This is a genomic window from Snodgrassella sp. B3837 (assembly GCF_026535955.1).
Taxonomy (GTDB): Bacteria; Pseudomonadota; Gammaproteobacteria; order Burkholderiales; family Neisseriaceae; genus Snodgrassella; species Snodgrassella alvi_E.
In genome coordinates, this window is the sequence record NZ_JAFNPI010000006.1 from 401,026 (window position 1) to 415,007 (window position 13,982).

Annotated in this window: 15 protein-coding genes; 13 read left to right on the top strand and 2 right to left on the bottom strand. The window is 45.9% G+C overall.

The annotated features are described in order from the left end of the window. The first annotated feature begins 18 nt into the window (after nucleotides 1-18). The 12 genes from yfaE to J3U67_RS02850 all read left to right on the top strand — a co-directional run bounded on the left by yfaE (nucleotide 19) and on the right by J3U67_RS02850 (nucleotide 9,842). Complete coding sequence (gene yfaE, locus J3U67_RS02795) at nucleotides 19-336, top strand: class I ribonucleotide reductase maintenance protein YfaE (RefSeq protein WP_100139976.1); 318 nt, start codon at nucleotides 19-21, stop codon at nucleotides 334-336. Between the two features lie 72 nt (nucleotides 337-408). After that, nucleotides 409-1,137, top strand: coding sequence for a pyridoxine 5'-phosphate synthase (locus J3U67_RS02800; RefSeq protein ID WP_100139975.1), 729 nt, complete (start codon nucleotides 409-411; stop codon nucleotides 1,135-1,137). A 24-nt stretch (nucleotides 1,138-1,161) separates the two neighbouring features. Beyond that, complete coding sequence (gene acpS / locus J3U67_RS02805) at nucleotides 1,162-1,548, top strand: holo-ACP synthase (RefSeq protein ID WP_100156850.1); 387 nt, start codon at nucleotides 1,162-1,164, stop codon at nucleotides 1,546-1,548. Next, a complete protein-coding gene (locus tag J3U67_RS02810) occupies nucleotides 1,545-2,336 on the top strand; it encodes an NUDIX domain-containing protein (RefSeq protein WP_267403673.1) in 792 nt (263 codons plus the stop codon). The genes acpS and J3U67_RS02810 overlap by 4 nt, the downstream gene beginning before the upstream one ends. A 79-nt stretch (nucleotides 2,337-2,415) precedes the next feature. Further along, a complete protein-coding gene (locus J3U67_RS02815; protein WP_267390102.1) occupies nucleotides 2,416-2,856 on the top strand; it encodes a hypothetical protein in 441 nt (146 codons plus the stop codon). Nucleotides 2,857-2,940: 84 nt separating this feature from the next. Continuing rightward, the gene (locus tag J3U67_RS02820; RefSeq protein WP_267390101.1) at nucleotides 2,941-3,243 is read left to right on the top strand and encodes an accessory factor UbiK family protein; all 303 of its coding nucleotides are present in this window, start codon (nucleotides 2,941-2,943) and stop codon (nucleotides 3,241-3,243) included. Nucleotides 3,244-3,254: 11 nt separating this feature from the next. Beyond that, complete coding sequence (locus J3U67_RS02825; RefSeq protein WP_267403675.1) at nucleotides 3,255-4,751, top strand: YifB family Mg chelatase-like AAA ATPase; 1,497 nt, start codon at nucleotides 3,255-3,257, stop codon at nucleotides 4,749-4,751. Between the two features lie 99 nt (nucleotides 4,752-4,850). Further along, on the top strand, nucleotides 4,851-5,561 hold the full coding sequence (locus tag J3U67_RS02830; protein ID WP_267403678.1) for an SPOR domain-containing protein: 711 nt from the start codon (nucleotides 4,851-4,853) through the stop codon (nucleotides 5,559-5,561). A gap of 35 nt (nucleotides 5,562-5,596) precedes the next feature. Next, nucleotides 5,597-6,292 (top strand): thiol:disulfide interchange protein DsbA/DsbL, encoded by a 696-nt coding sequence (locus J3U67_RS02835; protein WP_100139968.1) that lies wholly within the window; start codon nucleotides 5,597-5,599, stop codon nucleotides 6,290-6,292. Between the two features lie 99 nt (nucleotides 6,293-6,391). Beyond that, nucleotides 6,392-7,210 (top strand): undecaprenyl-diphosphate phosphatase, encoded by an 819-nt coding sequence (locus tag J3U67_RS02840; RefSeq protein WP_100139967.1) that lies wholly within the window; start codon nucleotides 6,392-6,394, stop codon nucleotides 7,208-7,210. Nucleotides 7,211-7,361: 151 nt separating this feature from the next. After that, nucleotides 7,362-8,513, top strand: coding sequence for an ATP phosphoribosyltransferase regulatory subunit (locus J3U67_RS02845; RefSeq protein WP_267403679.1), 1,152 nt, complete (start codon nucleotides 7,362-7,364; stop codon nucleotides 8,511-8,513). Nucleotides 8,514-8,549: 36 nt separating this feature from the next. After that, nucleotides 8,550-9,842, top strand: coding sequence for an adenylosuccinate synthase (locus J3U67_RS02850; protein ID WP_267403681.1), 1,293 nt, complete (start codon nucleotides 8,550-8,552; stop codon nucleotides 9,840-9,842). Nucleotides 9,843-9,962: 120 nt separating this feature from the next. On the opposite strand, the gene J3U67_RS02855 is transcribed toward J3U67_RS02850, so the two are convergent. Then, nucleotides 9,963-11,111, bottom strand: coding sequence for a D-alanyl-D-alanine carboxypeptidase family protein (locus tag J3U67_RS02855; RefSeq protein ID WP_267390095.1), 1,149 nt, complete (start codon nucleotides 11,109-11,111; stop codon nucleotides 9,963-9,965). Between the two features lie 204 nt (nucleotides 11,112-11,315). On the opposite strand from J3U67_RS02855, the gene ilvA reads away from it, so the two are divergent. Continuing rightward, nucleotides 11,316-12,851, top strand: a complete 1,536-nt coding sequence (gene ilvA / locus J3U67_RS02860) for a threonine ammonia-lyase, biosynthetic (RefSeq protein WP_267390094.1) — start codon at nucleotides 11,316-11,318, stop codon at nucleotides 12,849-12,851. A 344-nt stretch (nucleotides 12,852-13,195) separates the two neighbouring features. Here ilvA and recR read toward each other — a convergent pair whose 3' ends face one another. Then, nucleotides 13,196-13,801 (bottom strand): recombination mediator RecR, encoded by a 606-nt coding sequence (gene recR, locus J3U67_RS02865; protein WP_267390093.1) that lies wholly within the window; start codon nucleotides 13,799-13,801, stop codon nucleotides 13,196-13,198. Nucleotides 13,802-13,982: the final 181 nt, after the last annotated feature.

The window sequence follows — 13,982 nt, forward strand, 5'->3', positions numbered from 1 at the left end:
AATACGATAATACCAAACATGGCTTTAATCACCACTAGCGACAAAACCTTCACTCTGCAACAGGACGAAACCCTGCTGGAAGGTCTGGAACGTACTGGGCACGAAGTGGAATATCAGTGTCGCAGTGGTTATTGTGGTTCGTGCCGCCTCAGACTGCTTTCCGGACAAGTAAGCTATCCAGAGCAGCCCTTGGCATTTATTGCACCAGAAGAAATTCTGCCTTGCTGCTGTAAAGTAGAAACCGATTTACATGTAGTCTGCCATCTGCGTAGCGATACACCTGAACACAATCCTGACCTCTTTGAAAATGATTTATTTCCCGCTGGACAAAATTAAAACGTTTTCCTTTACAGCCCTACAAGGCTAAAGTATCGTAACCTATCCATAATCAATTTTAGGTAAAAGCACATGCTACTTGGCGTCAATATCGATCACGTTGCCACCGTGCGCAATGCTCGCGGCAGTATTTACCCGAGTCCGCTAGAAGCAGCACTATTGGCTGAAACGCATGGTGCAGACCTCATTACCATGCACTTACGCGAAGACCGGCGCCATATTCATGATGCCGATGTATTTGCTGTCAGAAATGCCATCAGCACACGTTTAAATTTGGAAATGGCACTCACGCCGGAGATGCTGGACAACGCACTGGCTGTTCAACCTGCTGATGTGTGCATCGTGCCGGAAAAAAGGCAGGAAATTACTACCGAAGGCGGGTTAGATGTATTATCGCAACAGGATAAAGTAGCAGAATATATTCAAAAGCTCACAGCGGCCGGTATTCGTGTTTCCTTATTTGTTGATGCCGACAGCAATCAGATACAGGCCTGCCGCGAAGTAGCTGCACCCGTTATCGAACTGCATACTGGTGCCTATGCTGATGCCGCCCCACAGCAGAGAAGGCAGCAGCTTGCCCGTATTGAAGAAGCAGCCCATCAGGCCAGCGAAATGGGTATCATCGTCAACGCTGGACATGGTCTGAACATTCATAACGTCGCCCCCATAGCGAAAATTCTGGCTATTCAGGAACTGAATATCGGCCACGCATTGATTGCACAGGCCATTTTTATCGGTCTCCCCCAAGCCATCGAACAAATGAAGACCGCCATCTTCCGTGCGCGCAGTATTCCTTATTAATCTTTCAGCAGTAAAAGGGACAAAATGATTTACGGCATAGGTACAGACTTAGTCAAAATTGATCGCATCGCCAAAATGTGCAAAACCTACGGAGCCAATGCCGTGGCTGAAAAAATGCTATCTCGGATAGAAGCTCTGGAATGGCCCTCAGCTAATCAGCCGGTTCAATTTCTCGCAAAGCGCTTTGCCGCCAAAGAAGCATTTGCCAAAGCCGTACATACCGGTTTGCGTAGCCCGGTCACGCTTCGAAACATTGGTATCGGTCACAATGAGCTGGGCCGTCCGGAATTTATAGTAGAAAAACCCTTAGCACAATGGCTCAGCCAAAAAAACATCGGCCGTATCCATCTCAGCCTCACCGATGAAGAAAATTATATTGTGGCATTTGTCGTAGCTGAGTATCTTAAATGAATACCGACAAACTGGTAGAAGTTGTAGCCGGCGTACTATACAACCCACATGGAGAATTTTTGCTTAGCTCCCGTCCAGCAGGTAAAGCTTATGCCGGCTACTGGGAATTTGCCGGTGGAAAAGTAGAAACAGGTGAAACCTATCTAACCGCCCTACAGCGCGAATTCAAAGAAGAGCTAGGCATTGACGTCATCCAAGCCACCCCATGGCTCACCAAAATTCACAAATATGAACACGCCCATGTTCACCTGCATTTTTATCGTATTGGTGCCAGACAATGGCGGGGAAAACTTTGCGCTCGGGAGCAACAAAGCTGGTGCTGGCAGCAACCGGGTAAGCTTACAGTAACACCCATGTTACCGGCTAATGCGCCTATTTTGGCGGCTCTGTCCATTCCTACGAGGATGAGAGGGCAGTTTAATACCGGTTTTCACACTGTCTCTGCCCAAGAGCCGCAGCTCAAAATACTGCCTTATCACTCTGGTATTGCCGCAGCAGCCAGCATATATGCACCTGCCAATCAATTACAGTATTTGGCACAACAACACCCTATAGACCATATCTGGGCAATCTGCTCTAGCCGTGAACAGTGGCAGCAGGCACAATCAGCTGCTGCCATTATCTGGCCAATATCCAGTATCGATGATATAAAATTACTGCTTACCCTGTTACAACAAGAGCCCTCAAGTGTGCCTGTCATGGTTTTTCAAAAGAAAACTGGTTTAACAACACCGCAACCCGATTGGATGAATGTAGGTGCACATGGCATCATCCACGAGCAGGAATAAGTAATTAAATACCATTTAAAAATCCGCTACCTATTTATTCTCATTTACCAATTCTAAACTGAAACTTTTCGCCAACTTCATGTCCCAGCCTGCTAAAAATTCAACAGCCGTTATCATCGGCTTACTGATATTCATTGTGGCCGTACCGTTCATTATTGGCATAATATTCTGGCAAAACAGCCGTATAGATGCACAAAGCACACTTAGTAACTGCAACATACGCAACGGCTGCATACTGCCTGGTGGTGCCATTATCCAGTTCACCCCGCCGGCAGACGTTACCAAACCCTTCAATATCACTATGCGTCAGGTACCTGCATCAGTTAAACGCATTAGCATCCATTTCACTATGCGCAACATGGATTTGGGTTTCAATCGTACAGACTTTAAGCCACAGGGAAATGGCTTCTGGACGGCTCATCACGCTGTGCTCCCTGTATGTGTGGATGAACGCAACGATTTTCTCGGCGACCTAACACTGGATGGACAACATTACAATATTGTATTTTCCGCCCCCTGAATACTATATAAGCATTGCATCGCCGGCGCATTCACCCGTACAATCACACACATTGATTACCTTGCCATCAAAAGGATTCACGCCATGCTCAGCAAAAAATTTTTTGACGATATCAGCGAAAAACTCGGTGATACCATCAGTAATAGCCCCATCAAAGACATGGAAAAAAATGTTAAATCCATGCTAGGCAGTGCTTTTAATCGCATGGATCTGATTACCCGTGAAGAATTTGATATCCAGCAGCAGGTTCTTCTTAAAACCAGAGAAAAACTGGCTGAACTGGAAAGCCGCGTGATAGCACTGGAAGCTTTGCTGGCACAAAACAGCAACGCCGACAGCGCACAACCAATATCCTCCGCAGAAAATAATAACACTTTACCTGCCTAAGGAACTAAGCCATGTCATGGGCAGTTGTATATAGTCGTGCACTGGCTGGCATGGCAGCACCATTAGTAGAAGTAGAAGCACATCTGGCCAACGGTCTAACAGCATTTAGTATAGTAGGATTACCGGATACAGAAGTTAAAGAAAGCCGCGACCGCGTCAGAGCAGCTATTATTCAGTCTGGGTTTGATTTTCCAGCAAAAAAAATTACCGTTAATTTAGCTCCCGCAGATTTACCCAAAGAATCTGGTCGTTTTGATCTACCCATCGCCATTGGCATATTGGCCGCTTCCGGCCAGATTGAACCAAGCGCACTACAGACTTATGAGCTGGCCGGTGAACTTGGCTTATCCGGCCAAATAAGGCCTATTCGCGGTGCCATCGCTATGGCGGAAGCAGCACGGCAAGCACAGCGTGCCTTTATCCTGCCTCAATACAACGCTTTTCAAACAGCTCTCCTACCAGAAGCACAAGTCTTTGGAGCCGAAACACTTGCAGCTGTAGTTGCCCATCTCAATTATGAAGAGCCGCTTAAAGCCATAAATACCGAACATCTGCATCAGTATCCTACTGAAATCAGCTATCCAGATATGGCCGACGTACGCGGACAACAAACTGCACGGCTGGCACTGGAAATCGCAGCCGCGGGTGGCCATAGTCTGCTCATGTCTGGGCCGCCCGGTACCGGTAAATCCATGCTTGCACAACGTCTCCCGGGTATTCTTCCGCCACTGACCGCCACTGAATTGGTCAGCGTTTGGTCTTTACAGTCACTGTTACCACACGGACAACAACAATACCAGCGAAATCGTCCATTTCGCTCTCCGCATCATAGCACCTCTGCTGTTGCATTGGTCGGCGGTGGTTCTGATCCGCGTCCAGGTGAAATATCTTTAGCCCACCATGGCATTCTGTTTCTGGATGAACTGCCAGAATTTGACCGCAAAGTACTTGAAGTGCTGCGAGAACCTTTAGAAAGTGGCGAAATACACATTTCCCGTGCAGCTCGGCAAGCAACTTATCCGGCCAAATTCCAGCTGATAGCAGCCATGAACCCTTGTCCATGCGGTTATCTGGGTCACTCAGTACGAGCATGCCGTTGTACACCTGAGGCCATAGTGCGCTACCGCAACAAAATTTCCGGCCCCCTCCTCGATCGCATAGATCTCATTATTGAAGTACCCAGCTTGCCAGCTAGTGACTTGATTCAGCAGGCAGACGGTGAAAGCAGCTGTAGTATCCGCGAACGAGTCAGCACCGCCCGTGCTCGCCAGTATCAGCGTCAGGGTAAAATTAATGCTCAGCTAAGCAACCGCGAGCTGGACAACATCGCTCGCATTAGCCGCGAAGCCAAACAGACTTTAGCCGGTGCCATCGAAAAACTATCTCTTTCAGCCCGCAGTTTTCACCGAATATTACGTATTGCCCGGACTCTGGCCGATATGGATGATAACCATGACGTTGGAAACGGGCACATTTTGCGCGCCATAAGTTTTCGCCGTGCTTTATAATATGAAATAGGGCAAAATAACAGATGCCACCTCCCCTAAACAAGCATCCGGCCCTGATTAAAATTTGCCGTATAAAATGCCAACATAAAGGCTTTCAACATGCATATGTACACACCGATTCGTCAGGCAGGTAAAGGATTAATCAGCTTTATCGTCGGCTTATTGATAGCAACTGCCATCATTGCCGGTATCCTGTTTTACCTGAATAAAAGCAAGTCTGATTTCAAAACCCCAGCCATCCCTGAGGCATCTGCGCCACAAAAGCCGGAAATACTGACTCCAGATAACAGCGCATCTGCAACCCAGCAATTCATTCCCGATGGTGCAGCATCAGCATCTTCAAACAGCCCGTCGCAGACTGTGCCCCCTGCCTCAGAACCGCTAAACATCGGGGGCATTGAAAATCAGGTTACAGGCGTGCATACACCGGCAACCAGACCAAATGAAGAGCATAAAGAGCCGGCTAAAACACCCAAAAAAGTACCCTCAGGTGGTAGCAAGACTCATGTCACCCCCGAACAGATACTCAGCAACGGCAGTCTGGAAAAAGCTCAGCAGGCAGCAGAAAAACAACATACTGGCAATAAAGTCTATCTGCAGATCGGTTCCTACAGCAATCGTACCGATGCCGATGCCCAACGCGCTAAACTGGTGATGCTCGGTATCAATAGCACAGTACAGACAGCTAAAGTGAACGGCACAACCAAATACCGTGTACAGACAGACAATCTGAACCAGAATCAAGCTGGCCAGATTAAAAAGATACTGCAACAACATAATATCGATAGCCTGACCAAAGCAGCATCCTGAGTTACTCAGCTTTCATAAAAAAACAGGAAATCAACATGCTAAAAAAAATTATTACCATCATGGCCACTTCATTGGTATTCGCCAGTGGCCTAGTACATGCTTCACTCGTTAACGTAGATTACGTTGTGCTGGACAAACCTATACCGCAGCTACATAAAGACAAAGTAGAAGTACTGGAATTTTTCTCCTACAGCTGTATCCATTGCTCCCACCTTGAACCCTATATGCTCAAGGAAATGAAATCTTTCGCCCCCGATACCTACCTGCGTCCAGTACATGTAGTCTGGGATGATGACGTATACTACAATCTTGCCCGTGTCGCCGCCGCAGTTAACAGCACCAATATGAAATTACAGGCAGACCCGCTGATTTTCGACGCCATTTTCAACAAGCACATTGAATTATGGCGACCGGAAGTATTCAATAAATGGGCGGTACAGCAAACCGCCTTTGACGGACAAAAATTGGTTAAATCTTACAACAGTCTGGAAAATGCCGCCGCAGCTACCAGCATGCGTAAAATGGGTGAAAAATACAATATCCTATCCACACCAACTGTAATTGTAGGCGGTAAATACGAACTTAAATTTCCGCAAGGATTTGCAGCAGGAATGAAAACCCTGAATGAATTAATTGAAAAAGTACGCAATGAGAATAGCGCACGTGCTGCAAGCGCACGTAAACTACCAAAAAGCATAGGCGCATCACTAGCTGCTTCTGCAAATCGGTAGATTTCAGCCTGTGATTTAAAACAATAGTGTGTTTCCCTCAAACACACTATTGTTTTGCATAGAATTTGTGGCTTCAATTTATAAAGAACAGTAAATAAAATGGATATTGTCCTGTTTCTCAAAGCTCTAATACTGGGCATCGTAGAAGGCTTAACCGAATTTTTACCGGTTTCCAGTACCGGCCATCTAATTGTTGTTGGCAACCTGCTTAAATTTCAGACCACTGGCGAAGTATTTGATATCACTATTCAGCTAGGTGCCATCCTCGCTATTATTTTCGAATACAAACACCGCTTTGCCCACATCATCACGCATATCGGCAAAGAACCAGCCACTAACCGTTTTGTTCTCAATCTTGCCATTGCCTTTATTCCTGCCGCCATCATGGGTTTACTCTTTAGCGAACAAATCAAACATTACCTTTTTAACCCCATTACCGTTGCTACAGCACTGGTTATCGGCGGCTTATTAATTTTATGGATTGAAAAACGTCAAACCCGTTGTCAGCCCAAAGTACGCAGCGTAGAGGAAATGCGTCCGCGTGATGCCCTTGTCGTAGGACTAGCACAAATTCTGGCACTAATTCCGGGTACCTCCCGTTCCGGCAGTACCATCATGGGTGGCATGATGTGGGGTATTGAACGCAAAGCCGCTACCGAATTTTCTTTTTTTCTGGCCGTACCGGTGATGATTGCCGCCACTGGCTACGACATGCTCAAACATTTGAATGAATTTACTCGCGATGATTTGCTGCTGATTGCCATTGGCTTTATTGCCGCTTTTCTTTCTGCTCTGGTGGCAGTCAAAGCATTACTGCGCTTCGTTGCCCACAAAAACTATATTCCCTTTGCCTGGTACCGAATCATATTTGGCGGCATCATCCTGCTAACTTGGGTAACAGGCTGGGTAAAATGGTAAGCCAGCCAGTATTGCCTCTGGTATAAAAACGTTAAATTGTGATAAAGTGATGTTTTAACAGACCACAGGCACAGCATTTTCCTGCCTTTCCATGTCCATGTCACACTGTTGCTTCCGCTGCAGTGTGGCTTGTATTTTGTAAGGAATATCAATGCAGTCTTGGCAATTGCCCGAATACATTGCCGACATCCTTCCTTCTGCGGCGCGCCAGCTGGAAAGCGCCAAAGAACAGCTGTTAGCACTTTATCGCGTTCATGGCTACGAACTCGTCTGCCCTCCTCTGCTTGAGTATAGCCAATCTTTACTTACCCGTATTGATGAAGGTTTGTCTCTTAAAACCATCCGAGTTGTCGACCAGCTTAGCGGCCGGCAACTGGGTCTGCGTGCAGATATCACCCCGCAGGTAGCCCGTATTGACGCACATTTACTTTCTGCCAACAGCGGCCTAAACCGTCTGTGCTATGCCGGTCCAGTATTACATGCAAGACCTGACGGCTTTCTAAGCACTCGCGAACCTTTACAGATTGGTGCCGAACTATATGGCCACGCAGGTATCGATGCAGATATTGAGCTGATTGATTTAATGCTAAAAAGTTTAGCTATCGTTAATGTTTCTGCACCCACCTTATCGCTGGGGCACATCGGTATTTTTTATGCTTTAGCTGAAGCTGCCGGACTGGATGATCAGCAAGCTGCTTCACTATTACAGCTAATGCAGGCAAAAGACGCCTCAGCCGTCGAAAAATGTGTCCTGCAATGGCAGATTTCGCAACAGTGGATTGATGCCTTTATCGCCTTACCCACCCTATATGGAACGCAAGAAGTATTACAGACCGCCCGCACCATATTGCCTGACTTACCCGAAATCAGCATAGCACTACAACAGCTTCAGCAAATATGTGCGGCTTTTGCTAGCAACAGCATCTTTATCGATCTGAGCGAACTGCGAGTAGACAATTACCATACCGGATTACTGTTTGCCGCCTACAGTGAAGACTGGCCAGATGCGTTGGCACGAGGCGGCCGCTATGATGGATTGGGCAAATATTTTGGCCGTAGCCGCCCAGCCTCAGGATTCAGTTTTGACTTACGAGATTTAATTGGGCATCTGCCACCAGTAGAAAAACTACGCGGCATAAAAGTCAGCGTGCACGATGCCCCCGCTGCAAAAAACGAAATAGAGCAACTGCGTTCAGCCGGTGAATGTGTCATCATTGATTACACTCCTGAATGCAACGAAGTTAAAGGATGCGACCGCCAACTTGTCTGGCAAAACCAGCAATGGCAACTGATTCCTTTGTAGCAATAACCAACCTTTAGTATGAGCAGGTAAATCTATATGGCAAAAAACGTCGTCGTTGTCGGTACCCAATGGGGTGATGAAGGCAAAGGTAAAATTGTAGACTGGCTGACCGAACGTGCCTCCGGCGTGGTACGTTATCAGGGCGGACATAATGCGGGTCATACTCTCGTAGTCAACGGTAAAAAAACCGTATTGCGACTAATTCCAAGCGGTATTTTACATACAGGAAAACGCTGTTTTATCGGCTCTGGCGTAGTGGTATCACCAGAGGCCTTACTGAGTGAAATGTCTGAATTACAGCAAGCCGGTATTGATGTTACCAAACAGCTGACAATTGCCCCAACTTGTCCCTTAATATTACCTTATCATATTGCATTGGATCATGCCCGTGAAGCAGCCAAAGGCGATAAAAAAATCGGTACCACCGGCCGTGGTATTGGTCCGGCCTATGAAGATAAAATTGCTCGGCGTGCAGTACGGATAATGGATTTGTTTCAGCCAGATGTCTTAGAGCAAAAAATTAAAGATGCTGTTGCTATCTATAACTGCCAGCTTAATGGCCTGTACGGACAAGAAGCTCTGGATGCAGATAAAATCTATCAGCAAACTTTAGAACTGGCCGACCTGATACGGCCGATGGTCGGGGACGTTTCACGCGAGCTGAACGATATGAACGCAAGCGGCGAATCATTACTGTTTGAAGGAGCACAAGGCACGTTCCTCGATATCGATTATGGCACTTATCCTTTTGTTACCTCTTCCAACTGTATTGCCGGTGCTGCAACAGTCGGTTCTGGTGTCGGACCAACTAAAATCGATTATGTTCTGGGTATCGTCAAAGCCTATACTACCCGCGTTGGCTCAGGTCCGTTCCCGACAGAACTCTTTGACAGCGTGGGCGAAGGTCTGGCCCAACGCGGTAATGAATTCGGTGCTGTTACCGGACGTCCGCGCCGCTGCGGCTGGTTCGATGCTGCACTGATGAAACGTTCCATTCAGGTAAATGGTATCTCTGGTTTATGTGTTACTAAGCTGGATGTAATGGATGGTATGGACAGCATCAACATCTGCGTTGGTTACGATTATAATGGTGAAAAAATAGATATTCTGCCTTGCGGTTCAGATGCTGTCTCCGCTTGCACACCTATTTATGAAACCATGCCTGGATGGAAAGAAAGTACCTTCGGCCTGAAAACCTACGATGCATTACCGGCTAATGCTAAAGCTTATCTGAAACGCATTGAAGAAATCTGTGGTGCACCAATTGCCATGATTTCTACCGGCCCAGATCGCGAAGAAACTATTTTGCTGCAACACCCCTATGAATAAATAAGTAAAAAGCAAAAACCCATCAATATGATGGGTTTTTTATTATTGTTAGGTTCCTGAACAGTTTTACCTATTTTATGCTATCAAAAGCCACTTGCTTCTTTCTCATAACCGGCGCAGCTATTTTGCTTTGTGAAAAAGATTGTGCCACCACAAAGCAACACTATCCAGCCAGCGACTGAACCAACCCGCCTCATCCACATTATGCAGTGCTACCACCTGCTGTTCAGCAATTGTCTGGTTTCCAGCCAGAAGCTTTAACGTCCCCATATTCTGACCTTTATACACAGGTGCCACTACAGGCTGTACAGCATCTAGTTCAATTAAAAGCTCTTTAGCTCCATTAGCAGGCACAGTAACATAGGTATCACGCAAAAATCCGACTGGCACCTTTCGATGTGCACCCTTGTAAACAGTGATATCTGCAAGTTTATGTCCCGCCGGATATAAGCGCACCGTATTGAAAGAAGTCAGAGCCCAGCTTAATAGCTTACTGCCTTCAGCAGCTCTGGCCTCACTACTGTCTGCACCTACGAGTACTGCAATATTACTGCGGTCATTGCGCTTGCTGCTTACAGCCAGATTATATCCGCCATTAATACTATACCCTACAGCCAGACCATCCACCTGATTATCGCGAAATAACAGCAGATTTTGGTTTAACTGCGTTACTCCGTTATAACTAAATGATTTCTTAGCAAACCATTTTTGATACTGTGGAAAATCACTAACCAGTCTCTGTGCTAATATCAGCAAATCTCCCACACTACTGTATTGTCCTTGTGCCGGCAAACCGGTGCAATTCATAAAATGGGTGTGATGCAGCCCCATTTTCTGCGCTTGTGTATTCATACGTTGTACAAAGGCTTTTTCACTGCCGCCCACTGCTTCAGCCAGCGTTATTGCCGCATCATTGGCAGAAATCACCAGCATACCCTGCACCACTGTTTCAGCAGGTACCGGCACACCCTGCTGTAAAAACATTCTGCTGCCGTCTGTCTGCCAACCAGTCGAAGAAACCTGCAATTGCTGGCGAGCTTTCAGTTTGCCACTTTGCAAAGCATCAAAAACTAAGTAAGCTGTCATCAGCTTAGTCAAGGCTGCTGGTTCAATCTGAGCATCCTTATCACGGCTTGCCAGAATCATCCCGCTTTGCTCATCCGCCACCGCATACGCTGCAGCATTAATCACAGGCAATTCCACTGCCTGCGTCATTGGCAGAACTGCCAGCAATATCGTTGCCCATAGTCCACAAATTAAATTTCTCATAATTTTTTTAGCACATTCAAAATCGGCTTTGCCTGCATTCACCCAATCTTTAACCGGATATTATAAACATTTGACCGCACTAGATAAGCGATATTGGCAAATTTACTTGCATAAAAAAAACAGCCGCGTTATCGTTAATTTTTGATTAATTCCGTTAAGCAGACAATCTGCATAATAAAATCAGACTCTTCTTTATAAGCAATCATGAACAAACACGCAAACTACCTTACCCGCATACTCACCGCCGCTGTTTACGACGTGGCCATTGAAACGCCTTTGGATTATGCCACCAACCTATCCGACAGACTCAATAACCACATCTGGCTAAAACGTGAAGATTTACAGCCGGTATTTTCCTTTAAAATCCGTGGCGCCTACAACAAAATGGCCAAGCTGGACAAAACTACTCTAAAAAAAGGGGTTATTACTGCTTCAGCTGGCAACCATGCACAGGGTGTAGCTTTGTCTGCGCAAAAACTAGGATGTGAAGCAACAATTGTCATGCCTCAAACCACACCACAAATCAAAATTGATGCCGTCAGAAAACGGGGAGGAAAAGTTGTATTGGCCGGTGAGTCATACAACGATGCTTATAACCACGCCATGCAACTGGTTGCCGAAAGCGGCTTAACTTACATTCCGCCGTTTGATGATCCTGATGTGATTGCCGGACAAGGCACCATTGGCATGGAAATTCTGCGTCAGCATGCCAAACCAATAGATGCAGTTTTTGTAGCCATCGGTGGTGGTGGCCTCGCTGCTGGCGTTGCCGCCTATATCAAAAACGTACGTCCGGAAATCAAAGTAATCGGCGTTGAAACCGAAGATGCTTGTGCCATGAAACAATCCATTGCAGCAGGTAAACGCATCGAATTATCTGAAGTTGGCCTATTTGCCGACGGCACCGCCGTCAAACTGGTGGGCGAAGAAACATTTGCTTTGTGCCGCGACCTTTTAGACGACATCATCATTGTCGATTCCGACAGCATTTGTGCGGCGATTAAAGATATCTTCGATGATACTCGCAGCATTACCGAAACCTCAGGTGCACTTGCCCTAGCCGGCCTAAAAGCATATATCGCAAAGAATCAGTGCCAGCATCAAAATTTGATAGCCGTCACAAGTGGTGCCAACATGAACTTTCATCAGCTTCGTTATGTATCCGAACGTTGTGAGCTAACCGAAGGCCATGAAGGTATTTTTGCTGTTACCATACCGGAAAAACCGGGCAGCTTCCGCCACTTTATTGAACTGATAGGCAACCGCAGTATTACAGAATTCAATTATCGCTACGGGGATAACCAGAAAGCGCATATTTTTGTCGGGATCCAGAGTAACGACATCGCCGATTTACAGCAGATTGCACAGGAACTGAACAGCAACGGCCTACCTACCATTGACTTAACTCATAACGAAATGGCCAAACTGCATATCCGCTATATGGTGGGCGGTCGCACTGGAAAAGTAGCCAATGAGCGCCTGATAAGCTTTGAGTTCCCAGAGCGGCCAGGCGCATTAAAACGCTTTCTGTTACACATGCAGTCTGACTGGAATATTTCCCTGTTTCATTACCGCAACCATGGTGCAGATTTCGGCCGCGTATTAGTGGGTCTGGATATTCCTCCTTCTGATACAGAAAAATTCCATACATTTCTGGAACACCTTGGTTATCTATATCAGGAACAGACGCACAATGCTGCTTATCAGCTGTTTCTGAGTGAAACCCCAGACAAAAAATAAATCCAGTATAGACTGTAGTAATGGCTTGAATTAACTCAGTCTTAAGTGTTTAAAAATTAGAAAAATAACTGATAACATCAAAAGACATTATCGGCAGGCTGCAACAATCAAATTTTTTTAAGCGGAATAAATTGCTCAGCCTGCCATAATTTTTAACAAGATAACAATTCCTGCTTATCTCATCATGCCAAAATTATCAGCTCTATTTTCAGAAAACCTCTTTCAAAGCGATATTTTCCCCAACAAAAGTCCAATCAAAATACAAAAAAGCTAAAGATTAAACCAATCTTCAGCTATAACAAATAATAAGAAAAATACGAATCAAAAATTAATACTGCCAAAATTTATTTTATATTCCGTCGTTCATAGACAGACTGCGCCAAGGTACCGGCATCGACATACTCCAGCTCTCCACCCAGAGGCATACCGCGAGCCAGCCGCGTAATTTTAGCTGGAAAATCCGTAAGCAACTGCGACAGGACATAAGCCGTAGCATCACCTTCAGCTGTAAAATTCGTAGCAATAATAATCTCTTCTACTTCATATTCCTGTAACCTTGTAACCAGCTTATCCAGCGCTATAGCCTGTAAATCTGCGCCCTGTGTCGGGTTTACCTGTCCCATCAGCACAAAATACAGCCCATCATGACAATTCGCTGATTCCATACTGGCTACATCCACTGGCATCTGCACAATCATCAGCCGCTTCGCGTCACGAGTTTTATCCGCACAGATGGCACACAATTCACCCTCGCAAAAAGTATTGCATAACCGACAATGATGCACCTGTAACAAAGCAGCCTGAATAGCGGCGACTAATTCCTCCGCACCAGCACGCTTATGCTGTAGCAATTCGTAAGCCATACGCTGTGCCGTTTTAGGTCCCACATTCGGCAAGACTTTTAATGCATTGGTTAAACGGCTCAAAGCATCATTGTTTTTTGTGCTCATTCTGTTACTCATTAACACGCAGCTGAAGATTTAATTTATCAGCCAATATACAATTAGCATTAACAGCCATTTAATTGATTTTATTTCAGATTTAAATCAATTACGGCATGGCAAAAGCTAAAAGGAAAAAGCCGCTGCAAACGCATGTTCAGCCAATTTATGCTATTTTTTAAGATAAAAG

Coding starts and splice junctions, on each gene's coding strand:
- yfaE (WP_100139976.1), top strand. CDS start 19: ATGGCTTTAATCACCACTAGCGACAAAACCTTCACTCTGCAACAGGAC.
- J3U67_RS02800 (WP_100139975.1), top strand. CDS start 409: ATGCTACTTGGCGTCAATATCGATCACGTTGCCACCGTGCGCAATGCT.
- acpS (WP_100156850.1), top strand. CDS start 1,162: ATGATTTACGGCATAGGTACAGACTTAGTCAAAATTGATCGCATCGCC.
- J3U67_RS02810 (WP_267403673.1), top strand. CDS start 1,545: ATGAATACCGACAAACTGGTAGAAGTTGTAGCCGGCGTACTATACAAC.
- J3U67_RS02815 (WP_267390102.1), top strand. CDS start 2,416: ATGTCCCAGCCTGCTAAAAATTCAACAGCCGTTATCATCGGCTTACTG.
- J3U67_RS02820 (WP_267390101.1), top strand. CDS start 2,941: ATGCTCAGCAAAAAATTTTTTGACGATATCAGCGAAAAACTCGGTGAT.
- J3U67_RS02825 (WP_267403675.1), top strand. CDS start 3,255: ATGTCATGGGCAGTTGTATATAGTCGTGCACTGGCTGGCATGGCAGCA.
- J3U67_RS02830 (WP_267403678.1), top strand. CDS start 4,851: ATGCATATGTACACACCGATTCGTCAGGCAGGTAAAGGATTAATCAGC.
- J3U67_RS02835 (WP_100139968.1), top strand. CDS start 5,597: ATGCTAAAAAAAATTATTACCATCATGGCCACTTCATTGGTATTCGCC.
- J3U67_RS02840 (WP_100139967.1), top strand. CDS start 6,392: ATGGATATTGTCCTGTTTCTCAAAGCTCTAATACTGGGCATCGTAGAA.
- J3U67_RS02845 (WP_267403679.1), top strand. CDS start 7,362: ATGCAGTCTTGGCAATTGCCCGAATACATTGCCGACATCCTTCCTTCT.
- J3U67_RS02850 (WP_267403681.1), top strand. CDS start 8,550: ATGGCAAAAAACGTCGTCGTTGTCGGTACCCAATGGGGTGATGAAGGC.
- J3U67_RS02855 (WP_267390095.1), bottom strand. CDS start 11,111: ATGAGAAATTTAATTTGTGGACTATGGGCAACGATATTGCTGGCAGTT.
- ilvA (WP_267390094.1), top strand. CDS start 11,316: ATGAACAAACACGCAAACTACCTTACCCGCATACTCACCGCCGCTGTT.
- recR (WP_267390093.1), bottom strand. CDS start 13,801: ATGAGCACAAAAAACAATGATGCTTTGAGCCGTTTAACCAATGCATTA.